Below are 26,436 nucleotides of genomic sequence, written 5' to 3' on the forward strand. Positions count from 1 at the left end.
TTATTGAAAAACGATAAATAATGTGCTAAAATCATGTTGTCATTAAATAAGTGAGGTGTTTTAAATGAATGGTAAACGAGGTTCAACCACTTTCTTAAAGGTAATTATTTTTCTGATTGGAATTGCGATGCTTGCTTTATGTATCTATTGGTTGCCTGAGATAGCCATTAAGGATGCAAAGGTACATCCAGACACGGCTTACTTCCTAATCCCCTTTTTAGTATGTGCATACGGATTCTGTATTGCGTTTTCTGTTGCGTTGTATCAAGCATATAAACTATTAACCTACATCGAAAAGAACAATGCTTTCTCTGAATTATCCCTTCAATCTTTGAAGGTTATAAAAAAATGTGCTTTTACAGTCATTTTCCTCATTCTGTTAGGAATAGTAAGCTTAATGGTGCTTGCTAAAATCACAGGAGAAGACGCAGCAGGTCCTATATCACTAAGTCTAATGGGTATTTTAGTGACAAGTACCGTTGCAACTTTTGTAAGTGTTCTTCAAAAACCAATTAAAAATTTCCTAGAAAAAATGAAATAAAAATGTGAGGTGTTTATTTTGAGAGAAGTCACAACATTGTTTTTAAAAATAGCTGTTTTTATTATAGGACTACCGGTTCTTGCTTTATGTATATTTTTAGTGCCCCATATGGCGAATTTCGCAGCAAAATTGTATCCAAATATTGCCCCAATGAAATATCTCGTTTTCATCGTGATGTATGGAGCGGCTGTGCCTTTTTACTTTGCTCTCTATCAGGCTTTGAACCTTTTACGGTACATTGACGAGAACACAGCGTTCTCGGAATTATCTGTAAAGGCGTTAAAGAACATAAAATGCTGTGCGATTACAATCAGTGGTTTGTATGTATTAGGTTTGCCACTCTTTCGTTTTATAGCGAAGAAAGTTGACCCTCCTATTGGATTAATGGGACTCATCATCATTTTTGCTTCGTTGGTTATCGCCGTTTTTGCTGCCATCCTCCAACGGCTTCTACAAGAAGCGATTAACATAAAATCAGAAAATGATTTGACTGTCTGAGGTGTATATGGCAATTATTATTAATATTGATGTGATGTTAGCAAAACGAAAAATGAGCGTAACGGAGCTTTCTGAGAGGGTTGGAATTACTATGGCGAATCTTTCCATTCTGAAAAATGAGAAAGCAAAAGCGGTTCGTTTTTCAACATTAGAAGCGATATGTAAGACTTTGGATTGTCAGCCGGGTGATATTTTAGAGTACAAAAGCGATGAGGACACTCAATAAAAACAGACAACAAATTTATTTAACTAACGGGAGTCGATAGAGAATTTAAGGGATAGCCATTAAGCTATCCCTTCTATGCGTTTATCATCCTTCCGACAGAATACCCCTCCCTCAAGGAATGTGAAGGGCGAAGCCCAATGAGTAGGGAGGGGGGATGAATGTCGGTTGGCGATAGCCAAAACTTTCTTCCTTGTGTTATAATAGGAACAAATGTTCCTGTATGGCGAGGTGAAATATATGCTAGTAAACAAGGCTTACAAGTTCCGCATCTACCCAAATAAAAAACAAATTGAACAGATTAACAAAACCATTGGCTGTTCAAGATTTGTTTTCAATTTCTTTCTTGGTAAACAAAAAGAAAAAGATGCTTACTGGTATATCGTCGAAGAAATGAGACAAAACGGTCAGCTCATAGCGAATAACTGGAAAGGCAAATTCTTAAACAAATTTGAAACTGTTAAATCGCTACCTGAACTGAAGAAACAGTACTCTTTTTTGAAAGAAGTCGATAGTATTGCTTTACAAAAATCAGTAGAAAATTTAGCTGATTCCTATGATCGCTACTACAAAAAGCAAAATAAACAACCTCGCTTTAAGTCAAAGAAGAATCCAGTGCAATCGTATACAACAAAATATACAAACGGAAATATAGCTGTCATAGACAACCACATCAAACTCCCCAAACTAGGGTACGTCCGTTTTGCAAAAAGTCGTGAAGTCGAAGGTCGTATTATAAGTGCCACGATCAGAAGAAACCCCTCTGGTAAATATTATGTTTCTTTAGCCACTGAATCGGAAGTAAAAGTATTGCCTAAAACCAATTCAGCAATTGGTATTGATGTAGGACTGAAAGATTTCGCTATTCTTTCGGATGGAACTATTTACCCTAATCCGAAGTTTTTTCGTTCATTAGAAAAAAAATTAGTTCATGCTCAAAAAGTTATGAGCAGAAGAACGATAGGTGGTGCGAACTGGTATAAAGCCAAAAGAAAAGTCGCATGCATTCATGAAAAAATTGTAAATGCAAGAAAAGATTATTTGGACAAAATTTCTTCCAAGATTGTCAAAAACCACGACATTATTGGGATGGAAGACTTGTCCGTATCGAACATGTTAAAGAACCACCATCTTGCTAAAGCAATCAGCGAAGTATCTTGGTCACAATTCAAATGTATGATCGAATACAAAGCTAAATGGAGCAGCAGACAAGTGGTAACCGTTTCAAAAAACTTCGCTAGTAGTCAGCTTTGTTCTAGTTGTGGCTACAAAAACAAAGACGTTAAAAATCTCGGATTACGTGAATGGGAATGCCCTAAATGTCATACCTATCATAATCGAGATATTAACGCAGGAATCAATCTTAAAAATGAAGCCCTAAGACTTCTAACCGCAGGGACTGCGGGGATCGCCTAATCAATAACTGGTGGATACACTAGTGTTCTTAGGAATCCACTTCTTCAAACAACCCGTAAGGGTGTTAAGGAGGGGTAGTTCAATGATGTTATTTACTCAGAGAATTCCATTGATATTAGTGAAAAAAAATATGATGTGATTAGCAATGTTTGCACCTTAAAAGGTAACCCGTCATGGAAGCCATCCAGCTATTTGGAAAATAGTCAGGGCAATCTCCACAACAATCAGAATCACGATAATCCAATCTACAAATAGTCCCCTAATTGAATGACTAATAGTGGAAAAACCATCCATAATGTTATACAAAATTTCCGTTTTGCTTTTTAAAATCGTATACCGATCATTTAGCTCAAAAAATTCAAGCATTTTATCATGGAATTCGCTGGCATCGTTGCTTGTCCAAGTGATATCAGGCTTATCAAGAATCATAATATAAGCGAGTGTATTATACTGATGCCGGGCAATTTTCGCCGTTGTTCTAGCTAATTCTTTGTTTCCAATCCTCATTTTACCTTTCTCAAGCCTGTCAATCATCGTTTCAAGCTTGTCTAAAATACCACCAAAGTGCTCCTCTGTCTTCTCGAGCGCCACCGATTTGGCGAGCACAGTGGAAATGATTTCAGGGTAAAAATCTTCAAATTCTGGTACAATCACATATTCATCAGTTAACTCAATTATTTGTTTATCACTGATATGAAGACTGTAATCGTCCGAATATCTGTTAGTATTTTTAATATCAATTTCGGGCTCGAATCCTCGGATATAGTTAAAAAAACCAGAAATTGTATCGTTGTCCGTGAGATTAATAAAGACAATGCTTCCGAACGAAAAAACAAGCACCATTTGTAGCTCGTCCACATTCTGTTTAAGAATAGATTGAAGAATAGGCCCCTTTAGGATCAAGGGCTGTTCCCAGGTGAACTTTTTTGGTATTCCGCAATAAATTGCAATCTTGTTCAAATCAATTTCATTCGTGAGCGCAAACGCCTTAAAAGAAATAGCTTCCAATATAATCACTCTTTCCGATGACAACTTTTATATATCTATTTTACCATTTCTTGTGAGTTCCTAGTACGGTTCCTCTGGTTCACTTATGCTAAGTGTATTATATTGTTAACCAAGTTGACATCCAATAGTGGTTTTTGTATAGTAAGTGACGAAGATTATGATTGGAGTGGTTTCTTTGATTTCAAACTCTGAATTACAAAATTTAGATCTGATAGACCTATTAAGTGAGCGTCACAGTTTGGTCCGAAAAATCTCAGAGAAAGCATGGAACGATCAAAGCGATATATATATTTCTAATTCTGAATGGTATATCATGGCAAGAATATATAAAAGACAGCCGAGCATTTCGTATGTTACAAAAAATGTAGAAATTTCTCGTCAGGCAATACATAAGTTTATCCAAAAGCTTTCTGAGAAAGGCTTAGTCGAAATCAAAAATGCAGAAAACAACAAGAAAGAAAAATGTATTCAGTTAACAGCTTTAGGAGAAGAATGCTACAAAAAAAATGAGGCCCTAAAAGCGCAGCTTGAGAAAAAAATTGCAAAAAAAATAGGTGTAGAGGAAGTAAATATCCTCAAAGATCTGCTAAAGTTAGATTGGGAAAAATTAGATTAATCACTATTATTGAAAACCCCTGTTTTGTTAATCAAGTTAACGAAGCGGGGGTTTTTCTATACAAAAAAGTAGTCAACTTGGTCGAATTGATTTCATAGACAATTCATTTTTAAGTAAAGGTACCTTTCTAAAAAGATTGTTGTTTTTTAAATTGTTTTTGTGAAATGAAAACCGTTGATAAAGAAGTTGATTGTAGCGGAAGGTGCGAGACTCCTGCGGGAGCAGCGGGACAGGTGAGACCCCACAGGCGCTATAGCGCCCAGTCTCCAAAGACAATCATCACTGGAGAGATTGCTGACTCAACGGGGTCAGATTTAATAATGTGCGGTGCTACGGGGCTGAATGCTGTTGAACGTTTCTTGACTGGTTCCGTATCTGAAGCCATTGTTCGGTCAGCTAAATGTGATGTTTTAGTGATCCGTAGACCTGTTTTACATTCTATTAAACTTTAGTATTCTTATCGAAGAAACTTTGAATCTTCCTGCTATCAAAATTGAAAAAATATCAAGTATTACTATTTTTCATTCTGAACAGTATAATCAGGGATGGGAGTTGAGTCGAATGAATAAAAAAGACATCGCTAATATTCGGAAGCAATTTAAGTTAGATAATGATCATATTATGAAAATTAGAGAAATCTTTAATGTTTATGTTAAGAAAGAATCTGGTGAGATTTACCATCATATTTGTCAACCATTTCAAATGTTAGAACAAGAGTCACAAGAATTATTTTTGACAAATTTTAAAAAGGTATTAACAGGTGAGCTTGATACCAAACTGTTCGAGCTGAGATTTCAACGGGATATTAATGAAAGCGCACAAACCATTCTTTACGAAGGGCTACATCTCGATACAACCGAGGCTTGGATTGAAAATATGCTTCAAATTGTTGAGAAGATGTATGCTCATACTGTTTATGAATTCGATACAATGGTTACGTTTATTCGTGGAGAACTTCGAAAACCGACGAGCAAACGAAACTCCGAATCTGAAGAAGGCGGGGATGATGCAGTTTATTCCAATGAGTTTATCCTTTGCAGTCAAAACAAAACGGACCAACCGAAAAAGGCCTTGCTGTTTGATTATATCGAGAAAGAATTCAAACCTAATAACGCCTTTGATCCAATCATTAACTTAGCCCAGCCTTTGTCAGGCTTTTTGTTCCCTGCTATTACCGACAATGCTGCAGATGTAAACCATATTCTTTATTGTGCTGGAAAAGTCAATGAACCGGATGAAACATTTGTCTTTGACGTTCTTAATTGTGAAGGCATAATAACCGCGATGGAAAATAAAGGCTGCTTCGAACAAATCCTAATCAATGTGATGGGAGACGAAGTGGATACTAAAGTCATTTCCAATGTTTATGAGGAAATCGATAAGATGGTACAAGACAATAAAGAACAAGAAGAAAGCGAACCTCCTAAGTTAGATTATAAAGACGTTGAACGCATCTTAACGGTAAGCGGGGTCGAAAATGTTGACACCGCCAAAGTGGAACATGCCTTTAAAGCGGTCGTAGATGATGAAAAACATGAATTTAAAGCAAGTAGTCTAATTCCAAAAAAGATTAAAATCAATACGAGCGTAGCAGATGTATCGATCAACCCGAAGGAACTAAACAAAGTAAAATATATTATGTATCAGGGAAAACGATGTCTATTGCTTGAAATCGATGAGGACGTGGTTTTGGAAGGATTCCGACTAGAAACCGAAACACTATAAAGGCTAAAATATTTTACAAATACTAAAAACTCCTAATGCAGAAGAAAGATCCTGTTAAGCTTTCTTCTACAGTAGGAGTTTTTCACATGGAAAATCATTACCGTTCCCTCAACTTAACTTTCAATTGATTCAATTGCTTCAATAGTTGTTCATATTCCTCAATTTCAATCTTACAAGTTTGGATCTCTTCGCCAACCTTTTGGATGATCGTCTGTTTTGCTTCCTGTGCCTTCATTTGTAGGTAAATATTAACCACACGCTCATCCTCTTTTGACCTTTCTTTTCGCAGCCAGCCGTTTGCTTCCATCCGGGCGATCATCGGTGTCAACGTTCCTGTACCTAAATTCAGCGTTTTTCCGAGTTGCTTAGCCGATACTCCATCCTTCTCCCAAAGCGCTAGTAAGACAAGGTATTGAGGATAGGTTAAACCGAACGGGCGGAGGACATTCGTATATAATTTAGTGAACTCACTCGATGTTTCATAAATCGCAAAACATAGTTGGTTTTTTAACAACATAAAGTTTTCCATAACTTCTCCTTTCCTAAAATAAACCTTGCAGAGCGTTAACCATTATCATTCGCAAGCTAACCCCTGATCTTCATAAATCCTTACGAAAACAATTTTAATAAATCTTCCTCAATCTTACTTGGTACAGTGGTGGGCGCATAGCGTTCTACAACACGACCTTCACTATCAACTAGAAATTTCGTGAAATTCCATTTAATATTTTTTGAAAGAAGGCCTTTTTTCTGCTCTTTTAAAAAGGTGAATAAAGGATCTGCGTTTTCACCATTCACATCAATTTTTGCAAAGATCGGGAAGGTTACCCCATAGTTCAATTGGCAAAACTCAGTTGTTTCTTCAATATTCTCAAATTCTTGATTGTTAAATTGATCGCATGGAAAACCTAGAATCTCGAAACCACGTTCTTTGTACGTATTATATAATTCCTGAAGTCCTTTAAATTGGGGGGTTAAACCACATTTACTTGCTGTATTGACAATAAGTAATGGCTTGCCTTCGTATTCTTTAAGTGATTTCTGGTCACCATTTGTCATTTTCACAGTAAAATCATAGATTGTTGTCATTGTTGGTATCCTCCTAAAAAATGTAATGTAAATAAATCTCGTACGATTTAATCTTACACGATTTATATGGATGTTACAAGTTTTTCTTAAGAGGAGGCCAATGAAAACCAGGCTAATCAGAACTCAGACAAGTATAAATGAAAAGAAAAGAGTAGGATAACGAAGAAAAACTAATACACATTCTTCAAAGTTTGTGTTAAAAAGATAATTAAAAGGCAGCAAAACGTAAACCAAGGTGGGGTTCGTAGTGCATTGTGTTGATATAAGAAGACCAAGTGAAGACAATGAGAAGTTGAATCAATTTTTTAGGATTGTAATTTCAGACACGTACGCTAAAGAAGGTATAGCGGAACGAACCGATGATATTGAAAATGAAATTGAAACAAAGAAAAAATACTTGCAAAGTGATCTCGATAGCAATGGGGAGAATCGGTATTTTTTGATAGCTTTAGATGATGATAAAATAATCGGTTCAATCGAATATGGCCCTGTTAGTGATCTGATTATTCGTTGCACAGATGGAGCGTTTGAGGGCCTTAACGAGGTAGGAACCGTATTTGTTCTTCCCGAATATCAAGGACAAGGGGTAGGGAATTTACTTTTGAATGAGATGTATCTTACCCTAAAGAATAGGGGTATAGAAGAATTTTGTTTAGATAGTGGATATACAAATGCACAGAAAATCTGGAAGAAGAAATTTGGAGAACCAGATTATTTGTTAAAGAGTTATTGGGGCGAAGGCTATAATCATATGATTTGGAAAATAAGGATTAATGGTTAAAAAATGTGCTCTTTCCGTAAATCGTCCAAACATCATACCTTTTCCATTGCCTTTGGACAACTCTATCTTTTTAACTAACAATATTTAATGAGGAAGTCTAAATGTTTGCTAAAGTTGAAAATCTGTTTCTATACTAGATAAGTAAAAAGAAATTTTTACGCTTAGACATTCCTATATAACAGAGAAATTTTATACTTATGTCTAAAATTCTAATGTATCAGGAAGGTGAACTGCAATGAACAATGTGTTAATTGCAAAGGAACGGACAGATTTAAGGAAGTCAGCATTACATCACTTAAGAGAGAAGGGGAATATCCCGGCAGTCGTTTATGGACGGCATGAAGAAAGTAAGTCAATTGCAGTAAATAATTTGGATTTCTTAAAGGTCATTAAGGACGTAGGAAGAAATGGAATTATTTCATTAGATGTTAACGGAAATAAGGAGAATGTCATCCTGGCAGATTATCAATTGAATCCAATAAATCGAGCAGTGATTCATGCGGATTTTTTACATATCAATTTGTCAACTGAGGTACATGCGCAAGTGCATGTGATGTTGACGGGTTCTTCGGAAAGTGTTGAAAATGGAGGAGTTCTCCAGCAAGCTCTGCATGAATTAAATATAATTGCTAAGCCAAAAGAAATCCCTGAGTCAATTGAGGTTGATATCACTAATATTAAGATCAACCATGCTATTAAAATAGGTGAAATTAGAAAAAACTATAGCAATATTACGATTAACCATAGTGACGATGATGTCATTGTAACGGTAATAGCTTCAAGAGTAGAAAATGCTTCAAGTGAACAGCTGGATGAAGAAAAAGAAGTACAAGCTACTGTTTAATTTAGGACTGATAGATTAGGTTTTTTATAAAATATCAATTTGAAAATAAATGATCAAGAGCCAATTTCTTTATGGATTGGCTCTTTTTTCATCTATTTGTTATTTTTTTGGCTCTGTTAAAATAGAATGTTGATTTCCGTTCCAGGCGCTTCGCTTTCCGCGGGGCGGGCGGTGAGCCTCCTCGTCGCTAACGCTCCTGCGGGGTCTCACCTGTCCCGCTGCTCCCGCAGGAGTCTTCGCGCCTTCCACTCCAATCACCATTGTGCGAAAAATCAACGTTGAGCTTTAACAGAGGCATTTTTTTAAGGAATTTTAAGGATCCGTCCGTCTATCGAAGCAGAAAATGGTTGCTTCAACTGCTTCAGGTAATTTTCAAACACATCGAGGTCAACCGGACCATCTACTTGGTGTGTCCCTTCAAGTAAAACGGAGAAATTGTCACCGCCGTTAGCCAGGTAGCTGTTTATTGTAACAGTATATTTTGCTTCAGAGTAAATAGGGGTCCCATCAGCACGGAAGATATCAATGACTTTATCTCCATCTCCTTTTGTTCCGTCCCACGTGTATTTTAAACCGGAAATTTGCAACATACGCACTATTCCCTGCTGCTGCCATTGCTGATTCAAGAGGCAGCGGATTTGATAGCCGGTAAACGTCTTTTTGACAAGGTTGTTTTTAAAGGGTTGAATGGTGAAAAGCTCTCCCCAAGTGACTTCTCCAGCTTGAAGGTCAGCTCGAATTCCACTAGGGTTCATAAATGCGAAGTCAGAGTTCATGGCTGTTCGTTGCGAATCGGCAATCAGATTGCCCAAAGCGGATTCACCGCTTTCGTTTCGAGGGATTGTAATGTCGGTTGCAGCCGTTCCCACTACATTATTGACGACGGGGGCAACTTTAGCTTCATAGTTTTTTATCATTTCTTTGATTTCCGGATCTGGATTGATAGCGTCCTGATAGACGGTCACAATTTCAGCTTTTTTGGCCACGATATCTTTAGTTTCAGGATCAATCTCCAAGTCGACGTCGGAGAAAGCAGTTCCATAAGAATAAGCTTGAACAAGCAGCTTTCCGTCCACTACCGCATTTAGATACTGGTGGGTATGTCCGGCAAACATCACATCTACTTCATCGTCTACCATTTTGGCCATATCAACGATCTCTCCAGTAGCGGTTGCTTCTGGGGTGGACTGACTGCCGCCATTGTGGGCGAGTACAATGATAGCCTTTACTCCTTGCTTTTTGAGTTCTGCCACCGCTCTATTAATTGCTTTCACTTCATCTGTGAACTTTACTCCAGCTAATTGATTCGGAGACTCTATTTTGGGTGTATCGCTCAATACAACACCGATAATTCCTATGGGTATGCCATTAAACTTTTTAATTTCAAAGGGAGGGAGAATCAGTTTTCCTGTCTTTTCGTCAATTACGTTGGCACAGACATAAGGGAATTGTGCACCTTCAAAGTGCCTAGCCTCCGGGTTGGTCCCACCGTTGATCAACCGCATCATTTCTTTCACACCCTGATCAAATTCGTGATTCCCTAACGTTCCTAAATTAAAGCCCATTTTGTTCAACACTTCAATCGTCGGTTCATCTTGCAGAAGAGAAGATACGGGTGCGCTTCCGCCAACCATGTCACCTACATGAACTAAAAGTGTGTTTTTGTTTTCCGCTTTCCTTTGCTTCAAATAGGCAGCGAGATATTCCACTCTGCCTGACTCCCTTCCGTTAAATTTGCGAGTTATGTTCAATTGCCCATGGAAATCGTTAAGTCCGAGTATTTGCACTTGAATGAAACGGTTCTTAGTATTCTTGGTGTTTTTGGGTACGCCTGGCGTTTCCGAATTCCCGGAGTCCATAACAAAGCCCGCCGATATTGTGGTCGTAAGAACAAAAGCAGTAACTGCTTTTTTCAATGCGTTCCTATTCAAAGTTTCACCCACTCTTTCTTTTCCCTCCCAATCCGCTATCAGGTTTCTCCTAAAGCATAAGGAAGGATTGTAAAAAACAATTAACTTTTATGTGAATTTTTAGTTAATTTAAAAATGAGAAGAGTTCAATTTCAGATAAAAACACGCGTCACTAAACTTAAAGGTGTACGTTTAGAATTTATATGAATAAGCCACTTTCTATCAGTGCTATTTAGTTAATTTAAACTTTTTGTGAAGTTATAGTAAAATATTGTAAAAATGTATAAATATGGTTGTTATTCCGTGTCGTGTATATTATATTCTATTGGAAATATACATTATTTTTTTAAAAGCCAAAATAACTAAACGTAAAAGGATGGTGTTGTTTAGTTTATAATTTTTGTGTTGAAAGAAGAGTCACTTTTTCTTGTTTTTCCATTGTAACTATTCTCTAAAAGGGTTTCTTTACCAATGGCCTATGTTTTATTAGTCAGTCTTTTTTTCAAAGGAGCAAATTATTAAACGAAATGTTCTGGATTATTCTTCAATTCAAAAGACAGTTTATAAAAAATTTAACGAGGGACCAGGTGAGGTAATTGAATAAAAATAAAAGAATACGTAGCATTGAAGACTTACGTGAAGTGATTACTCCAGAATCTCGAGTACTGACTCTTTTTAGTGGGGGATTAGACAGTTCTTATCTTTTATATCTTCTTTCGCAACAAAAATGCACTAATATTACTGCTCTATCAGTTGATCTAGGAGACGACCTTGATTATGAAGAAATAAAACATCTTGCAACTAAGTTAGGTGCAGAGTCAATTATAGTGGATAGAAAAAAAGAGTTTGTTCAAGATTTTATTGTTCCAGCTATTGCCTCAAAATCAATATATTTTGGTGTACACCCTATTAGTTCTTCACTTACCCGCCCACTTATTGCAAAAGAGGCGGTGAATTTAGCAGCTCATTTAAATTGTGATGTAATTCTTCATACAGCAAATCAATCACAGAATAGTTTAAGACGCTTAAATGGTGCAATTGAACAATTAGACTTTAATGGATATTATGGCACCCCGTATGAATTTAGTGCTCTTTCCAGAAAGGAAAAAGCGCAAAATCTCAATAAATTCGGTATTGAATCATTTAGTAAAAGAAGCTACAGTGGGGACTCAAATCTATGGTGCAGAGAATTTGAGTCAGGTCTTTTGGATGATCCAGAGGATTTTAGAACACCTGAAACACTATATAGATGGAGTTCATCAAAATCAACTAAGGAACCAAGTCAAATATCTATTACTTTTGAAGGTGGAATTCCAACCTGTGTAAATGAGACTAAGCTGCCTTTATTGCAAATGATAGAATACCTCAATAAAGAAGTAGGTGCTTACGGATTGGGGCGTTTTACGGGACTAGAGCATCTTGCAGGTGGTGAAAAAGTTCTTGAAGTTCGAGAAATGCCTGCAGCACATATTCTTCTTGATGCATATCGCCATTTAGAAACTGCATGTATAGGCGCTGAGACAATTCGTGAGAAATTAAGTGTTGAACAAATTTGGGTAAGAGAAGCTATTGAAGGAAGATGGTATGAAACATTAAAGGAAGCAGCCGAAATGTTTATATTGAATGTATCTAAGAAGGTTACTGGTACTATAACTTATCGTTTAGACTGGCATACTTTAGAAATTATATCCTACTGTGCAAATAAACCAATTTATATTCGGGATCGAGACAATTGGGAAAAAGAAGAGGCAAATCGACTACGAATCAAAATTCCTTCATTAGTTTAATATATTAATAAAAAAATATTAAAAAGATAGGTGGAATATTAATGAGTATAGCGCTAAAAAATCTTCTAATTAGTACTGATAAAAATCATCTGAAGAATGAGGCCTCTAAACAGATTAAAACTGATGGTGCTGTTTTTATTGATGGAGTGAAACTAAAGGAACAAGAATTCTTTTCTAAGGACAGTTGGAATGAGTTTTCTAGCAGTTGGAATACATTGACACTCGATAATTACATGGGTGATAATGGAAACTATAGATATAGACGCTTTAGTGAATTTTTCTATACATCAGAAAATGGTGACCTTTCCATTCTTCCTCATAAGCCTTATAGCCAGCCAACATATATTAACTCGCTTAATGGTGGGATTGAAAGACAATTTGATCCACTTGAGGGATATGTTGTGGAGAATGAATTTTTTACTGGATTTTTGAAATGGTGTGCAGAAGTCTTTAATCAAACTGAAAATAAAAGACAAAATTGGAACATCAAAATACATCCATATCGGATTCTTGCTCAAGAAGGTGTTGCTGGCTTACCAACACCCGAAGGAATTCATCGTGATGGTGTTTCTTACATTATAATAATGATGGTTCGACGTAATAATATAGTGGGTGGCCAATCTACAATTTATAATAACGAGAAAAAAGAAATAGGTAGGGTTACGCTCAATCAACCTTTAGATGTTATATTGGCAAATGATGAGGAAACAATGCACGGTACAACGGCAATTCAAGTGGATTCATCTGGACAAGAAGCTTATAGAGATGTATTAGTTGTAGCATTCACTAAAGAATAGTATAAAAAATTAAAGGTAAAGAAAGCCATATACTAGGTATAGTATATGAGCTTTTCTTTATTTTTGGCTCTGTTAAACTAGAATGTTGATTTCCGTTCCAGGCACTCGCTTTCCGCGGTGCGGGCGGTGAGCCTCCTCGGCGCTTAAGCGCCTGTGGGGTCTCACCTGTCCCGCTGCTCCCGCAGGAGTCTTCGTGCCTTCCACTCCAATCAACATTGTGCAAAAAAACAACAATGAGCTTTAACACAGCCTTATTTTTAATAGTATTAATCAAACCTTGAGTTAAATCATGAAGAGAGAGGTGCACGAAATTTTGGATCTATTATTGGAAAGAAAAAATAAGAAAAAAGAAATAATAGCCGACCTTTCTTTGCTGTTGGTTGCAATTGTTTGGGGATCAAGTTATGCAGTTACAAAAATTGTATTAGAGGACTATGATGTTTTTTCCTTCTTATTTATAAGGTTCTTATTAACCGTTGTTGTCATGTTGCTTTTCACTTGGAAGAATTTACGTAATGCGTCTAAAAACACTTGGATTACAGGAATTATTATTGGCTTATTTTTAGTGGGTATTTTTGTTTCCGAAACCTATGGTGTTAATTATACTACAGCTGCTAATGCAGGGTTTATTATCAGTTTAACCGTGGTCTTTACCCCTTTGATAGATTCTGTTGTTTCTAGAAATAGATTAAATAAAGGCATCCTTGTAGCTGTTTTTCTATCTATGGTAGGCACAGGAATGATTACTTTAAAACATGGATATCAATTTAATATTGGGGATATGCTTGTATTACTTGCAGCCATTTTAAGAGCTGTTCAAATGACAGTTACTAGTAAATTAACACTAGATAAAAAAGAGATGGATTCAGGTGCATTAACCACAATCCAATTAGGTGTTGCTACTATTTGTTTGGGTATTATGGCAGTATCATTCAATGGCATTCATTCAATTACTTTACCTAATTCCATTTTATTTTGGTCTTTAACTGCTTATTTAGCTATATTTAGCACTCTTTTTGCATTTTATATTCAGTTAACAATGATCCGTAAGACATCTCCAACAAGAGTCGGGTTATTAATGGGGACAGAGCCATTATTTGCTGCTTTATTTGCTATTTTAATAGGTAACGAACATCTTTCAGCAATTGGTTGGATGGGAGGTCTAATTATTATTATTGCAACTTATTATGGCCGGTACGTAGATGCAAAACAATTAAAGAATGGTAATAAAGCTGCGTGAGTGTTATAAATGCTTTAATTAAGATAGAACAATAATGATCGAATACAGTTTAAGAAATTCTAGACACTCGTAATATATGGTGTCTTATCGTAAAGGTCCGTACTTAAACTAACGTAAGTAAGAAATTCCAGCAAGAGGGCTGTCTAAAGTTGATTAATGAATAAAAGAGTTAGTTAAAAACACAACTGTTAAGGAGAATAATACAAACAAATTAGGTTATCCGATTGTTCACCTTATTTAAATAGAACAGATACCGAGCAAATGAAATCGAACTTTCGTTATGATGTATAACGGCATGCTTAATTTTATAATCGGAAAACCTTTGTTGTAACATCAAAAAATTCGTCAACTGTTTAAAAGATAGGCTTGTGACTATATTTGTCAGGTAGGCTGATTGATTACTCCCCGGCTTTCTCCTTTTATTCAGAGCTTGTATCATTTGTTCAGCGTTCCTTATTCCTAACCCATGTCCAAAATATTTACCATCTCCGAGAACTACGGCATTTTCTCCTTTCCACCAAGGGGTTTTGGGATTAAAGTCTGGATTATTGAAATAGGCAACATCTCCTGGTATTAAATGATCAGAATAAAAAGAATGTATTCCGAAATCAGGATCAAAATGCCAACTGTATAAATAGAGGTTTTGGAATAATTGATTAAATAAATGTTCATCAATACTATTTAGAATAGCATCGTAATAAATAATCACTTTTGCTGTGGCACATTCAAACGCATATAGTGAACTGTTCTTATAAATGTCCCGAATAGCATCAGATGGTTTTACATCATACCTCAGCCAGAATCCTCCGGTATTTGTCAAATGCCAAAATCGGGGATTACAACGGGATTTGGCAAAGCTTGCAAACCGCGCATGCCCTCGGCTCATGGATCTTGCACTTTCTATGATTTTTTTTCGTAACTTGAGTTCGAACAATAATTCATCCATGGATTGATAAGAATACACGGCGGGAGCTTCATGCATTTTTAGAATGATTACACTTTCAATATAACCAGGTGGCCACATACCGCTTTGTTGAAAAGGGATCCCCGATAGTTGTATCATACTAACCCTCATTCCAAGCTTAAGAATCATTTGTATTATTTACCTAGCGTATTCGAGCATCATTTAAATGTGTATTTTTAAAAAAAATCTGTCTTTTTTAAACCGGATATGGTCAAGGGAAAATTCAGATTGAAATATCTATTAATCCCTGCACATTTTTTGTATAGAATTAGGAAAATAAATATGTTTTTCTCTGTTCTACAATACCAGCGAAAATAAGCTTTTTGTTCATTCAAGAATAGGGCGCGAAAGTTAAAAATGAGGACTGCTGGAATCCCTGTTTTTTTTCAATTGTACTTACGGATTTTATAAAGAGCAGCTTTTCCGCGACATAATCTCACCTATATACTTTATCCGGTTCTTTTTTTTTTGGTCATAGCAGCAGTGGTTATTTTTTGATAATGAAGAAAAGAAAAAAATGAGGCAACACGAAAGATGGATGAAAATAGCTGAAGAGACTGCTTCTTCTTAAATAATAGGGCTTTTCAAGAGCGATGGTTAATTGAAAACGTTAAAATAATGGATATGTTAGCATCTTATGAGGATTTCCAAAATAAAATTGTCGTTTATTATTAATACCCCCATTCAGATCGTTCAAGGTCTGCATGGGGGTATTTTTAGGTTGTGAAAAGAAAAATTCGAGAAGTACTAGAACTCTTATTAAATATAAGAACAAAGAACGATTTACATTATTCCATATAAGCAGTTTTTGAGTGAATTTTTTTGTACATGGTCAATATCGATCGAACATAAAATGAAGCAAAGGGGGAGATGAGTTGCAACGTAGACAATACATAGATGGACTTGACGGTCTTCGAACCTTAGCGGTGACGGTGGTGATGATTTATCACCTTCATTACTCATGGGCACCTGGGGGATTGCTTGGAGTGGGGATGTTTTTTGTACTATCGGGTTATTTGATTACAGGAATATTACTGCGGCAATGGAACGAGTTGCATCGGTTGGATTTTAAAGATTTTTGGATTCGAAGAGCCAAGCGCCTCTTGCCTGCACTGTTTACTATGCTTATTGCTGTCATTGTATTGTCTTACTTCCTTCATCCAAATCAGCTTCCTGTTATTCGGCAGGATAGTTTGGCTGCAGTCCTTTATGTTAGTAATTGGTGGTATATTTTTCACGAGGTTTCATATTTTCAGAGCTTTGGTCTAAATTCACCGTTTGAACATCTTTGGTCCTTAGCTGTAGAAGAACAATTTTATTTGTTGTTTCCTTTGCTCCTGTGGTTTGGCCTACGATGGATATCGAATTCCAAATGGCTTCTAGCGGTTTCTTTAGGAATAGCTGTCGGATCAGCTTCCTTGATGGCAGGGCTTTACCAACCAGGCGCGGATCCAAGTCGTGTATATTTTGGAACGGATACAAGGGCTTTTGCATTGTTAATTGGATGTGCTTTGGCCATATTGTTTCCAAGTCAAACACTCAAAGCGCCTCTTTCTAAAAAGAAAAGATGGCTATTGGATGCACTTGGTACCGTTTGTCTTCTTATTTTGTTGGGTTTTATCTTCGGAATGAATGAATACAACTCATTTTTGTTTCAGGGTGGACTTTTTCTAATCTCGATCATAACCGCAATTTTAATAGGCGTCATTACTCAACCAACGAGTATGTTAGGGAAACTGTTTTCATGGAAACCGCTGCAGTGGTTAGGGGAACGATCTTACGGAATTTATCTCTGGCATTTTCCCGTTATCATACTGAGTAGCCCTGTCAGTAATATTGCTGGAATTCAATGGTCACGATTCTCTTTCCAAGTCCTTATGACAATCGGGTTGGCTGCTGTATCCTATCGCTGGATTGAAAATCCGATTCGTTATGGTCCAATTTCCCGTCCGGTGATGGTGAAAAGTACGATAGCGATCCTGGTCGGAATTCTTTTTTTGGCTTTGCCTAATCCAAATGTTGGAATCGATTTGAAAGCTCCCCCTACAGAAGCGACTAAGAGTATCAAACCTCCAGAAGCGCCATCACTATCAGCTATGGCACGTGCTCAACCAACACCGGAACCTCCATTAGAGCAAATTACTGAAGAAACCAAAGTCACTGCCATTGGTGATTCCGTCATGATTAATTTAGAACCCTATTTAAGACAGTTGATCCCGGGGATTTTCATAGACGGAAGAGTCGGAAGACAATTGATTCAAACGGTTCCAGAAATATCCAATTTGAAGTTGAATGGGAACCTTGGGAATGTGATTATTATTCAGCTTGGGACCAATGGCCCGTTTACTTTGGATCAATTGCAAGCCCTGTATCAATCTCTTGGAAATCCAAAACAGGTCATATTTGTCAATACACGGGTACCTAGACCGTGGGAGTCAGAGGTTAATGACATCCTCGCCAATTTTGTACTAAGCACACCACAAACGACCCTGGTGGACTGGTATACAACAAGTGCAAACCAGCCCGGTTATTTTGTTCCAGATGGTGTCCACCTGACATCCGAAGGAGCTACGGTGCTGGCAGGTATGATTAATGAGGCCATTAAAAAATAAAAATGATGGGATCGTTGACAACTAGCAAAAACGGTTGTAATTAGTCCTGCTAATTGGTGCAGTAAATGGTCTAATACTTAAAATACAAGGCGAATTCCTTTGCGAATTCGTCTTTATATGTCCCTGTATAACACCATTTTGCTAGCGCTTTACCAAACAAATTGAAAAGCTGAATTATCAGTTTGATTTTAATTCATACTTGACAGATATGAATTATATGTTTTAAAATAGGGATAACAAAACAAACAATGAATATATAAGTCGTTCTAGATAAAGGAGCTTAAACGGAAAGAGCTCGTAAATCGATAAAATAATAAACATTCAATGATTAAAGGAGTGTTTCACATGAATAATAAGAAAGAAAAAAGACGCCAAAAACTAATAAATAAACTTATTTTTTTTAATGTATATAAAGAAGATGATAAGCAGCTTTATGAGCTATCGGTTTTAAAACTTGATTCTGACTATAAGAAATTCAAATCACAATATCATCCACATGGTGAGTTTGGATCAATTCAATTTATATAATATTCCCCCACTCATCTTACCGTTTAAGTTGGGGGTTCGGACCCAATTACTGAACGCTTAACACAAGTGGAGTTGCCACGAACAACTCCTCTATTCCCTTTCCAACGCATTAGGAACTACTTTTCGGATGTTATTAATGAAAAGGAAACAGGTGGTCGAAAGTTGACTCAGAGGATTTTTATAAAGTGGAGATTAATCGTAAATTAGCGAAAATTAAATATTAAATGTTTGCATCTGCACAGAGAATTGTGTGGGTGCTTTTTTGATAGGTATAATAATGTATGAATGATAAAGGTGCTTACGCAAATTATGAAAATGGAAGGGGAGATTTAATGATCTGGGATGACGATAATGAAGTAAATATAAGGATTTTAAAAATAATTGGGGATTTGGAAAATGAAGGTGATATCTTAGAATCATGGAGGGCACATATCCAGCAAGTAGTCATATTTCCTTTTGTAGCTGTATTAGTTCAAGTTCAAGAATATGATTCGATTTTTCAACAAGGAGATCGATTAAAAGTACATGCAATAGATGATATTGATGACAAGTATGGAATTATTGCAAACACAAGATTAGGTAGGAAGAAAATACTTTTTCCATTATGTGAATTAGAAGCTGTTGAATTAAATGATGAGGGCAAAAAGGCTATATATGATTATGCAGTTTGGTTTGCAAACAGGTAGAAAATAAATAGATCATGAAACTAGAAACAGGGTGAATACAAATGATTGATTATATGAAATTTGATGTGATGCACTTTGATGAAGTCATTGCAGGTGTCGACTTGAAGCCAGAATCCATTAAATAATGGCATGTAATGATATCAAAAGAGTGTAGCCAATCTTCCTACTTTGGAAAATTGGCTTTTCTTCTGTAATTAGTGAATAAATGATATTTTCAGAGAGTGAATCATCCTACTAACATCCTCAGCATCTTGGTTTTTTGGTTTTGATTAATTACTATTTATTTTCCAATCAAGGAATTTCCTTTGATTCACAATCCCCCATACTCTATTATTTTGCTAAAATAAAAGATATTGAGAAAATAATGGGGTATTAACATGATGAATCTGGAAGAACAATCCTTTATTGAAAAATATATTCTAAAAAGTGGTGAACGACTTAACCCAATCCCAACTAGTCTTGCAAATAACTATTTAACGGATATACAAATTGTAAAAAAGACAGAGAGGACGTTCAGGATCGTTGGCCTCCTTACCCTTTCGAAATATCGTAACAAATCGGGACATGCAGAAGACGAATTGCTAAAAGCTAACTTAACTCCGACAAAGAAAATCCATTGGAATGATCATGATCCAAACACAATCAGATGGTTTGAGCAAGGCTGGATCATGAAGGAAATCCGCTTCAAAAAGGATGGGAGAACACCGGACTCACAGCATTATCGAATGGGATATCGTTTATACCAATATCTGCAAGATTTACAACGGGCAAAAGAAAATGAATGGGAACTAGAACTAAATCGAATCAAAAGTAAATTCATTCAAATAAATCAAAAACCATCCTTTCCCATTTCAGAGCAACGGGAAAATGGAATAAAAACATGCATATCAGTTATAAATGAACTATTTAACCAAGATGCCCCTAAGTTACAAAATTCACATCTTTTTCCTATCCATTGGCCAATGATAAAGAATATAAAATTTCTTCATTTTAACGTGGCATTTCTTCAAATCTGTCTTCAGAAATTGGAATTTGATTGGAAGGAAATCGGTGCCAACTATTTTAAAGAAATCGGTGGATCAAAAGAGTTTGATAAAAATAAAGACGATTTTATTGAAATCTTAGAAGAACAATCACAATGTCCGGCAGCTTTACTTGGATTGACTAGCCTTGGTAAGATTACTCCGCTTTATTTTTCCGGGCAATTAACAGGCAACTTTTCTTCCTATTCTTATGGACCAGTCCATGCGTTGACGGACTTATCCATTTCCCAGGAGCAATACTCCACGAGCGCAACAACCTTGTGGCTTGTCGAAAATCGAGCGATCTTAACAAGAATCGCCTCACAAAAGCAGTTTCTACACAATACCCATTCATTAATGCTTTGTATTGATGGGCATCTTCGGTCATCACATAAGCAATGCATCATTCAGCTACTAAAAAATAGTACAATCCAGCAAGCCATTATTTGGACTGATTATGACCCTGATGGCCTACAGATTTCAAAAGAAATATACGAAACAATATTTGAAACGAAAACCAAGTTACAACCTAAGTGGATCACTGCCGAGCAGGAGGTTCTTGTAACCTGGCAAGATTACCAACTATATATGCAAGCTTTTCTAAAAATAAAGAAGATGGAGCAAGAGGAAGTATTAGGGGGTGCTGACGTTTGGGAAAAATGGGTCCGTCATTAATTTCAATTTTTCAGGCAACCGAATCGGCTCCTGAATTACTTCAATCGATGAAGGATATCGCCACTTTATCAGGTGTTTTAAGTGAACTAGGCTCGCAAAGTTCATTTCAATCTCCGATAGAGATTCTTCGGTTTTTAAAAATCATCCAGTTAATAAACGAGGCTGCCCTGGGTTTAGACGATCCGATTGATAACGCTGAGACCGTCTATTATCGCTATCGAAACCGTTACCGAGATCCAGAACCACCTTCGAAAAAAAGGGTGGAACAAGTCATTAATGTGCTGGTGAAATATAACTGGATCTCCAAACAATCGAGGCAGATTAAAATGCGTGATACAGGTAAACGAATGATGGATGCGTTAATTCGTTTAGCCAATGATGCAATGGCTTATTACATGAACGATGATATTGGACGTTCCCTCTTTCAAGCGAGACGAGATGCTGATTTAAGTGAAGCATACGATGATCGTGGAATCTCCGGTGGGAATAAGATTGCCAGCATGATTCGAAATGTCGAGGATGCTATTCAGTTAATGAAAGAACGCGAATTGGAAATGCTCGCAGATCGAAACGCTCTCCCACAGCTCGAATTGATTCATCAGCTGATGCAAGAATTAGAGGAAAAAATACAGGAACGCTTCCGACAATTCCAAACATTGGAGGAGAGCCTTGTTCTCTCCAATTTAATGCAAAAAGGCACAGCTTCACTTGCTGAAGGAACAAACTTAAGTTTAGGCATGATTAATAAATATTTAAAGTTTACGCATATGCAAAAAACCCCCTTATCTTCGACTATTCAACCGGAAAAGGTTCGTGAATTTATTGTGAAAATGTTTGATCCACCCCTTGATTCGGATATTCCGAATGTGTATCAACTGTTTAGCTTTATGGAACAAGGACAATATGAAGACGAAGCAAGAGATGGTTTATGGATGCCGGTAAAATTTGCTGCCCCAATCTCTCCAATCGCGATTGATGAAGCGGTAAATTTCTTAGAAACGTATGAACCAGTGGTTATGCCGTTCGATGATCCCGAAGAGGAAGTGGAGTATGAATCTGAGCATATTTTGGAGCAAGAGCTGAACGAAATTATGGGGGAATCACAATGGCTAATGACCAAATCCATGATTGAGACCGCGGCGATTGAAGCTTTTTTAGAAGAACATGAAGCTGCACCGATGGAACAAGTCGTGATCGAAGCCACTTCCACAAAATGGAGTGATGCTGTAAATGCGGTGACGGCCATTGCCGCTTTAGTTGGTAATAAAAAAATAACCATATCTAATCCGACAGAAAAGATAGATATCCCTAAATATGAACGAAGTTGGGAGTGGATGAATTCAGATGACGGAAAAAACATTATCCGAAAACGCAATGCACGAAGAGAACAAAGTGAGTAATCCAAACGATCTGCAGGCTGAGGAAAACTTTAATCCACTTAATGTGATGCAATCCTTAAAGGGGATGCTAACTGAGTCGGAGGAATTTGCATTTATGAATATTTTGTTCTCCTCCTCGGCATCGATTCGCTCAGGGAATTTTGGGCTTTCCCGCAAAGAAGTGGAGAAGCTTTTGCAAATTCAGGGCGATGATCAAAGATTCTTTTCTTTTATGACAAGGGTAAATCAAGCCGTTAGTCGCTATATGAAGGTCATTTATGATGATCGCCGTGACCAAGTCATCGTGATGATGAGGGTTCCAGCTCGTGCTGCACGAAGTACGTTATCGAAAGAAAGTCTTTCGATTCTTTTATATATGTTTTATCAGCAAGAGGTATTACAGCATGAATTTACGTTATTTGATCAAATACTTGAGGCATTTGGCCATGAAACAACGAAGGCCAACCAAAGAATTTTAATCAATATTGATCCACTTAGAAAAATTGGAGCCATTGAAGACTATGAGACAAACTCTCAAGAAAAAGCATATCAGTTAACGGCAATTGGAGTTCATATGTTTTCTGATTCTTTCCTAAGAAGAACGACAGAATTTAGTCAATCCAATCAATTAAATAAAGAGGAAGTGCTGAAGTTTTTTAAACGGTATAACTTATATCAGAAAGGAGAAGCGGAATGATTCCTTTGAGACTCACTTTCTCCGGAATTCGGGATTATCCTCCTACCCTTTTAGATTTGTCAGGTGCCGATGAGCATGTGATGATTACCGGACCCAATGGAGCTGGCAAATCCACGATTACCTTTTGCATGGGAGCTGTTTTGTATTCATCCAAAGTTGATGTGGAAGGGTTAAAATCTCGGAATCTGCCACTTGACCAAACCTGGAAGGCTAAGATCTCCTTGCTGTTTCAAAATGAAGGAATAATGAGAATTGATGCGCCGTCGTTTATTGAGTTTACTTTGAAAATCACTCAAGATCCGGGACAGCCGATGAAAAAAGAGTTCATCATCGCTACAGGTGATTTGATCGATGAGTGGGAAGATACAGTTAGGTATACATCAGGAGATAGGGTTTTTAGTTTTTCGACCTATAAAAAAGACCTCCAATATAAATACAAGGTGGACCCTGACCTTTATTATCTAATTTGGTACCAGCAAGAGGTAAACCAATTTGCCGTCATGTATCCCGAGGAGCGTTTTCGGATTTTTAGTGAAATGCATGGGATTGATAAAGTCCAGCGTGATTGGGAAGAAAGTATGGAAAAAGTAAAAGATACAGAAGAGTCACTACGGAGTGCAGAGTCGAATGTAAAAATAATGAAGCAAGAGCTATCGATGAAAAAAACGTCGTTAGATCGATTTTTAGATAATCAAAATCGTCTTAATGACGGCGGCAAGCTCTATATTCAAGCATTATTACAATTAGAAGAGCACTATAAAAAAGAAAAAGATAGATTAGGTGAATTAACCTCGCAACTAATTGACGATATGGAAGAGGCAAAAGATGATTTAACACTAAAAATTGCTTTAAAAGAGAGGAACCTGGAGGAATTAGAAGAATACAAAATACAACAGCACCAATTGAATCATGAAATTGACTCCAACACGATTAAACGTGATGAACTGAGTTTCAAAATAATGGAACTTCAAGCACGAATTGAAGAACTTGACCAAGAATTAGATGCGATTACAAAAAGAAAAAATCAAATTTCGAGAACGGAAGAAGAAGTGAAAGCGGCTTTAGTGAAGTTAGCAGGAGAAGAAGAGATAGCCAATGCAGAGTTGGAGAAGAATCAGCAGCTGTTGAAGGTTCGAGAAAATGACCGTCAGGAAAAAATAGAGCAAATCGCTCGGTTAGATTTACAAGTCGAAAATGATGAACAAGGCCACAGCCTCCATTCAGAACGGTTACGACAATATCAAAGCAGCCATGCGGTCCAATCAACAATCGATGCTCTAAATGCGAAGGTGTCAGCAAATAGAGAAAACCTCTTCGTCAAAAATCGAAAAGAAAATGAATTGGCTGAGGAATTAGTGCTGTTGGAGGAAAATCGGGATTTATCACTACGCCAATTGGAATCAATGAAGTTTTTCCGAGCTCAACAAATGAAGGCTTATGCACTTCGTGAATTATTGGAACTGGATGAAGAGGCATCGATTAAAGCGGAACAGCTCTTTAATGCGATAAAATATACGATATTTTTCGATGGTAAGTTTGTTTTACCACCAAATGATTTATATCATGTTCCGCTAAGGTCGATTGTTCCAGAACGCATGATGACCAGTTTGCCAAATCTCCATTTAAAAGTGAAAAAGGGCCTTGGAGAAAATGAATTAGTTCATGGTATGAAAGCACTGTGGTGGGTTGAACAGTTTTTCATTGAAGGCACCGTTTCCATTAAAAATGGTATTTTAATGGATCCAATGGGGCTTCGAGGTCCTCAGGAAAAAAATCGTTATATTTTAAGTTTCAAAGCTTTAATGGCAAGAAAACTTGAAGTTAAAAATGTACTGGTTGCGCTTCGTCAAGATCTATCCCAAATAGAGCAGGATATTGAAATGGATACGAGGCAAATTCAAGAACTAAATAGTATCATTCACCAGGTGAAGGAATCGGAAGCGTTCATGACAATTGAGCATGAGCGTATGTTGAGGAAAAAGAATTTAGCTGAAGAAAAAGTAGAAAAAGGGAAAATAGAGGATGAAATTCAACACTTGGAAGCGGAAGAGAAAAAGCTCGTCCGGCTCCAATTGAAACAGGAACAAGATCGGGGAATTTTAGAAGAAGAAGAAGCCATATATGCTGAGCTTGGGAAAATGAAAGATAAGTATGAGGAACGGAACCGGTTACAGGAGCAATTATTAGAAGTGAAGGAACAATTAAAGCTACAAAAAACTAAAGTTGAAAAACTAGAAACTGATTTTGACGAGATAAAACAAACTATAAATAAACTTGATAGAAATCTTGATCATTTAGATGATGCGATTGCAGCGGTTAATCGAAAAATATTAATGATAGACAAGCAAAAGGGATCAAGTATAGAAGAACAAGATGGAGCAAAACAGGAGTTAGTTCAAATCATTAAGGATTTGGAAGAGATGAAACAAATGATTCCAACTCTCTACAATGAAGTATCTATGAATTTCTCAATTGAACAACTACCTTCTGTAACAAACATAAAGCAGGCCTGCGAAAACGGGAAAGTGAGATTTGATCATGCTCGGAACGAAACCGGCATCGACCCAGCTGCTCCGGAAAATTACGAAACGGTAAAACAAGAGTACGAGCGATTGGATAATGATTACAAGCGGACGAAAATTTTACTTGATCAAGATAAGGAACGAATGGAAGGCTTAAAGGACCAACTAGAAACAACGATCAATATGCGTGTCCTTGAGCTACAGCAACGATTTAAATCTTACATGGGACAATTTCAATTCGAAGGCGATATAAGCTGGGAGTCCTATGAGGATAGAAAAAAGCGTACTCAGTTTAAATTGTTCATTAAAGCCCGAAAAGAAGGTCACCGGGGAAAAATGGAGGATGTAAGCACAAAAGCTCGAGGTGGACGAGTCGGTAAAGGAGTTTCCGGTGGTGAGGAGTCACTGAGTTCCTTGCTGTTTGCGCTCGCCCTATTGCAAAACCTGCAAAGCACTCCAGGATTTATTGTTTTGGATGAATTCGATAGTGCTTTAGATGAGAATCGCAAAGTAAAAGTATTTGAATTATATGCCCACGAATTGAGAAGGAAACTAATCATTCTTACGCCAAAATCACATGAAGAAACTTATCTGAATAAATTCTCGAGAGCCTTTGTCGTCCAACACGACCCAACCGTTCCGAAAAGTAGGGTAGTAGGGATTATCAAAACAGTATAGGTAAGCGTAAGACACCGACCATTATGGGGGGTGTCTTGTTTTGTGTAATTCATGGGGATTCTTAGGGGGAATCCAGGAATTCATGGGGACTTGATCATAGGGTAGCACTCGGAAGTTTTGTTCAAATTTCGAAGCTTTAGTAAAGCACTTTTAAGCTAAAGGAAGTGTAATTAATGCAATCATGGCAAAATACTTTCG

General features: G+C 37.0%; 23 protein-coding genes and 1 pseudogene. 19 read left to right on the top strand and 5 right to left on the bottom strand.

Annotated features, from left to right (window positions below):
* Positions 1 to 64 precede the first annotated feature (64 nt).
* From B1NLA3E_RS09525 to tnpB, 4 genes are all read left to right on the top strand, one after another.
* Positions 65 to 541 carry a DUF2975 domain-containing protein gene (locus tag B1NLA3E_RS09525; RefSeq protein WP_015593632.1) on the top strand — a complete coding sequence of 159 codons (477 nt, stop codon included), beginning with the start codon at positions 65 to 67 and terminating at the stop codon, positions 539 to 541.
* An 18-nt stretch (positions 542 to 559) separates the two neighbouring features.
* The gene (locus B1NLA3E_RS09530) at positions 560 to 1,039 is read left to right on the top strand and encodes a DUF2975 domain-containing protein (RefSeq protein ID WP_015593633.1); all 480 of its coding nucleotides are present in this window, start codon (positions 560 to 562) and stop codon (positions 1,037 to 1,039) included.
* 7 nt (positions 1,040 to 1,046) lie between these two features.
* Entirely contained in the window at positions 1,047 to 1,265 is a 219-nt protein-coding gene (locus tag B1NLA3E_RS09535) for a helix-turn-helix domain-containing protein (RefSeq protein WP_015593634.1), read from the top strand.
* 237 nt (positions 1,266 to 1,502) lie between these two features.
* Positions 1,503 to 2,678, top strand: coding sequence for an IS200/IS605 family element RNA-guided endonuclease TnpB (gene tnpB, locus B1NLA3E_RS09540; protein WP_015593635.1), 1,176 nt, complete (start codon positions 1,503 to 1,505; stop codon positions 2,676 to 2,678).
* Positions 2,679 to 2,849: 171 nt separating this feature from the next.
* Here the strand turns inward: tnpB and B1NLA3E_RS09545 are convergent, their stop codons facing one another.
* Positions 2,850 to 3,695 (bottom strand): RMD1 family protein, encoded by an 846-nt coding sequence (locus B1NLA3E_RS09545; RefSeq protein WP_015593636.1) that lies wholly within the window; start codon positions 3,693 to 3,695, stop codon positions 2,850 to 2,852.
* A 148-nt stretch (positions 3,696 to 3,843) separates the two neighbouring features.
* Here B1NLA3E_RS09545 and B1NLA3E_RS09550 point away from each other — a divergent pair, with 148 nt between their 5' ends.
* From B1NLA3E_RS09550 to B1NLA3E_RS09555, 3 genes and pseudogenes are all read left to right on the top strand, one after another.
* Entirely contained in the window at positions 3,844 to 4,302 is a 459-nt protein-coding gene (locus B1NLA3E_RS09550; protein WP_041580427.1) for a MarR family winged helix-turn-helix transcriptional regulator, read from the top strand.
* Between the two features lie 263 nt (positions 4,303 to 4,565).
* Positions 4,566 to 4,754 (top strand): annotated as a pseudogene (locus B1NLA3E_RS23845) (universal stress protein); the annotation flags it as partial.
* Between the two features lie 109 nt (positions 4,755 to 4,863).
* A complete protein-coding gene (locus B1NLA3E_RS09555) occupies positions 4,864 to 6,027 on the top strand; it encodes a DUF4317 domain-containing protein (RefSeq protein ID WP_015593638.1) in 1,164 nt (387 codons plus the stop codon).
* Between the two features lie 97 nt (positions 6,028 to 6,124).
* Here the strand turns inward: B1NLA3E_RS09555 and B1NLA3E_RS09560 are convergent, their stop codons facing one another.
* Positions 6,125 to 6,556, bottom strand: a complete 432-nt coding sequence (locus B1NLA3E_RS09560; protein ID WP_015593639.1) for a MarR family winged helix-turn-helix transcriptional regulator — start codon at positions 6,554 to 6,556, stop codon at positions 6,125 to 6,127.
* An 80-nt stretch (positions 6,557 to 6,636) separates the two neighbouring features.
* Positions 6,637 to 7,116, bottom strand: a complete 480-nt coding sequence (locus B1NLA3E_RS09565) for a glutathione peroxidase (protein WP_015593640.1) — start codon at positions 7,114 to 7,116, stop codon at positions 6,637 to 6,639.
* A 247-nt stretch (positions 7,117 to 7,363) separates the two neighbouring features.
* On the opposite strand from B1NLA3E_RS09565, the gene B1NLA3E_RS09570 reads away from it, so the two are divergent.
* Together B1NLA3E_RS09570 and B1NLA3E_RS09575 are read left to right on the top strand one after the other, a co-directional pair.
* Positions 7,364 to 7,897, top strand: coding sequence for a GNAT family N-acetyltransferase (locus B1NLA3E_RS09570; RefSeq protein WP_041580428.1), 534 nt, complete (start codon positions 7,364 to 7,366; stop codon positions 7,895 to 7,897).
* 235 nt (positions 7,898 to 8,132) lie between these two features.
* Positions 8,133 to 8,741, top strand: coding sequence for a 50S ribosomal protein L25/general stress protein Ctc (locus B1NLA3E_RS09575; protein WP_015593642.1), 609 nt, complete (start codon positions 8,133 to 8,135; stop codon positions 8,739 to 8,741).
* Positions 8,742 to 9,043: 302 nt separating this feature from the next.
* Here the strand turns inward: B1NLA3E_RS09575 and B1NLA3E_RS09580 are convergent, their stop codons facing one another.
* Positions 9,044 to 10,600 carry a bifunctional metallophosphatase/5'-nucleotidase gene (locus tag B1NLA3E_RS09580; protein WP_083935180.1) on the bottom strand — a complete coding sequence of 519 codons (1,557 nt, stop codon included), beginning with the start codon at positions 10,598 to 10,600 and terminating at the stop codon, positions 9,044 to 9,046.
* A 647-nt stretch (positions 10,601 to 11,247) separates the two neighbouring features.
* On the opposite strand from B1NLA3E_RS09580, the gene B1NLA3E_RS09585 reads away from it, so the two are divergent.
* From B1NLA3E_RS09585 to B1NLA3E_RS09595, 3 genes are all read left to right on the top strand, one after another.
* A complete protein-coding gene (locus B1NLA3E_RS09585; RefSeq protein ID WP_015593644.1) occupies positions 11,248 to 12,438 on the top strand; it encodes an argininosuccinate synthase-related protein in 1,191 nt (396 codons plus the stop codon).
* A gap of 41 nt (positions 12,439 to 12,479) precedes the next feature.
* On the top strand, positions 12,480 to 13,235 hold the full coding sequence (locus B1NLA3E_RS09590) for a 2OG-Fe dioxygenase family protein (RefSeq protein ID WP_015593645.1): 756 nt from the start codon (positions 12,480 to 12,482) through the stop codon (positions 13,233 to 13,235).
* Positions 13,236 to 13,548: 313 nt separating this feature from the next.
* Positions 13,549 to 14,475, top strand: a complete 927-nt coding sequence (locus B1NLA3E_RS09595) for a DMT family transporter (protein ID WP_236619622.1) — start codon at positions 13,549 to 13,551, stop codon at positions 14,473 to 14,475.
* 211 nt (positions 14,476 to 14,686) lie between these two features.
* Here B1NLA3E_RS09595 and B1NLA3E_RS09600 read toward each other — a convergent pair whose 3' ends face one another.
* On the bottom strand, positions 14,687 to 15,538 hold the full coding sequence (locus B1NLA3E_RS09600; RefSeq protein WP_015593647.1) for a protein-glutamine gamma-glutamyltransferase: 852 nt from the start codon (positions 15,536 to 15,538) through the stop codon (positions 14,687 to 14,689).
* A gap of 776 nt (positions 15,539 to 16,314) precedes the next feature.
* Between B1NLA3E_RS09600 and B1NLA3E_RS09605 the strand changes: the two genes are divergently transcribed.
* The 7 genes from B1NLA3E_RS09605 to B1NLA3E_RS09635 all read left to right on the top strand — a co-directional run bounded on the left by B1NLA3E_RS09605 (position 16,315) and on the right by B1NLA3E_RS09635 (position 26,238).
* On the top strand, positions 16,315 to 18,051 hold the full coding sequence (locus B1NLA3E_RS09605) for an acyltransferase family protein (protein ID WP_015593648.1): 1,737 nt from the start codon (positions 16,315 to 16,317) through the stop codon (positions 18,049 to 18,051).
* Positions 18,052 to 18,396: 345 nt separating this feature from the next.
* Entirely contained in the window at positions 18,397 to 18,579 is a 183-nt protein-coding gene (locus tag B1NLA3E_RS09610) for a Fur-regulated basic protein FbpA (protein ID WP_015593649.1), read from the top strand.
* 281 nt (positions 18,580 to 18,860) lie between these two features.
* Positions 18,861 to 19,265 carry a calcium-binding protein gene (locus tag B1NLA3E_RS09615; RefSeq protein ID WP_015593650.1) on the top strand — a complete coding sequence of 135 codons (405 nt, stop codon included), beginning with the start codon at positions 18,861 to 18,863 and terminating at the stop codon, positions 19,263 to 19,265.
* Positions 19,266 to 19,642: 377 nt separating this feature from the next.
* Entirely contained in the window at positions 19,643 to 20,962 is a 1,320-nt protein-coding gene (locus B1NLA3E_RS09620) for a DUF2399 domain-containing protein (protein ID WP_015593651.1), read from the top strand.
* Positions 20,947 to 22,362 (top strand): hypothetical protein, encoded by a 1,416-nt coding sequence (locus B1NLA3E_RS09625; RefSeq protein WP_015593652.1) that lies wholly within the window; start codon positions 20,947 to 20,949, stop codon positions 22,360 to 22,362. The genes B1NLA3E_RS09620 and B1NLA3E_RS09625 overlap by 16 nt, the downstream gene beginning before the upstream one ends.
* Positions 22,337 to 23,038 carry a hypothetical protein gene (locus B1NLA3E_RS09630; protein WP_015593653.1) on the top strand — a complete coding sequence of 234 codons (702 nt, stop codon included), beginning with the start codon at positions 22,337 to 22,339 and terminating at the stop codon, positions 23,036 to 23,038. The genes B1NLA3E_RS09625 and B1NLA3E_RS09630 overlap by 26 nt, the downstream gene beginning before the upstream one ends.
* On the top strand, positions 23,035 to 26,238 hold the full coding sequence (locus tag B1NLA3E_RS09635) for a chromosome segregation protein SMC (RefSeq protein ID WP_015593654.1): 3,204 nt from the start codon (positions 23,035 to 23,037) through the stop codon (positions 26,236 to 26,238). Before B1NLA3E_RS09630 ends, B1NLA3E_RS09635 begins: the two co-directional genes overlap by 4 nt.
* The last annotated feature ends 198 nt before the right edge of the window (positions 26,239 to 26,436 follow it).

It is taken from the genome of Bacillus sp. 1NLA3E (genome assembly GCF_000242895.2).
Lineage (GTDB): Bacteria > Bacillota > Bacilli > Bacillales > Cytobacillaceae > Bacillus_BU.

What these genes read in the sequence shown, in the direction of transcription:
- B1NLA3E_RS09625 (WP_015593652.1), top strand. Translation starts at nt 20,947, where the DNA reads ATGGGTCCGTCATTAATTTCAATTTTTCAGGCAACCGAATCGGCTCCT.
- B1NLA3E_RS09635 (WP_015593654.1), top strand. Translation starts at nt 23,035, where the DNA reads ATGATTCCTTTGAGACTCACTTTCTCCGGAATTCGGGATTATCCTCCT.
- B1NLA3E_RS09535 (WP_015593634.1), top strand. Translation starts at nt 1,047, where the DNA reads ATGGCAATTATTATTAATATTGATGTGATGTTAGCAAAACGAAAAATG.
- B1NLA3E_RS09600 (WP_015593647.1), bottom strand. Translation starts at nt 15,538, where the DNA reads ATGATACAACTATCGGGGATCCCTTTTCAACAAAGCGGTATGTGGCCA.
- B1NLA3E_RS09555 (WP_015593638.1), top strand. Translation starts at nt 4,864, where the DNA reads ATGAATAAAAAAGACATCGCTAATATTCGGAAGCAATTTAAGTTAGAT.
- B1NLA3E_RS09615 (WP_015593650.1), top strand. Translation starts at nt 18,861, where the DNA reads ATGAATGATAAAGGTGCTTACGCAAATTATGAAAATGGAAGGGGAGAT.
- B1NLA3E_RS09590 (WP_015593645.1), top strand. Translation starts at nt 12,480, where the DNA reads ATGAGTATAGCGCTAAAAAATCTTCTAATTAGTACTGATAAAAATCAT.
- B1NLA3E_RS09560 (WP_015593639.1), bottom strand. Translation starts at nt 6,556, where the DNA reads ATGGAAAACTTTATGTTGTTAAAAAACCAACTATGTTTTGCGATTTAT.
- B1NLA3E_RS09630 (WP_015593653.1), top strand. Translation starts at nt 22,337, where the DNA reads ATGCACGAAGAGAACAAAGTGAGTAATCCAAACGATCTGCAGGCTGAG.
- B1NLA3E_RS09580 (WP_083935180.1), bottom strand. Translation starts at nt 10,600, where the DNA reads ATGGACTCCGGGAATTCGGAAACGCCAGGCGTACCCAAAAACACCAAG.
- tnpB (WP_015593635.1), top strand. Translation starts at nt 1,503, where the DNA reads ATGCTAGTAAACAAGGCTTACAAGTTCCGCATCTACCCAAATAAAAAA.
- B1NLA3E_RS09620 (WP_015593651.1), top strand. Translation starts at nt 19,643, where the DNA reads ATGATGAATCTGGAAGAACAATCCTTTATTGAAAAATATATTCTAAAA.
- B1NLA3E_RS09550 (WP_041580427.1), top strand. Translation starts at nt 3,844, where the DNA reads ATGATTGGAGTGGTTTCTTTGATTTCAAACTCTGAATTACAAAATTTA.
- B1NLA3E_RS09565 (WP_015593640.1), bottom strand. Translation starts at nt 7,116, where the DNA reads ATGACAACAATCTATGATTTTACTGTGAAAATGACAAATGGTGACCAG.
- B1NLA3E_RS09575 (WP_015593642.1), top strand. Translation starts at nt 8,133, where the DNA reads ATGAACAATGTGTTAATTGCAAAGGAACGGACAGATTTAAGGAAGTCA.
- B1NLA3E_RS09610 (WP_015593649.1), top strand. Translation starts at nt 18,397, where the DNA reads ATGAATAATAAGAAAGAAAAAAGACGCCAAAAACTAATAAATAAACTT.
- B1NLA3E_RS09525 (WP_015593632.1), top strand. Translation starts at nt 65, where the DNA reads ATGAATGGTAAACGAGGTTCAACCACTTTCTTAAAGGTAATTATTTTT.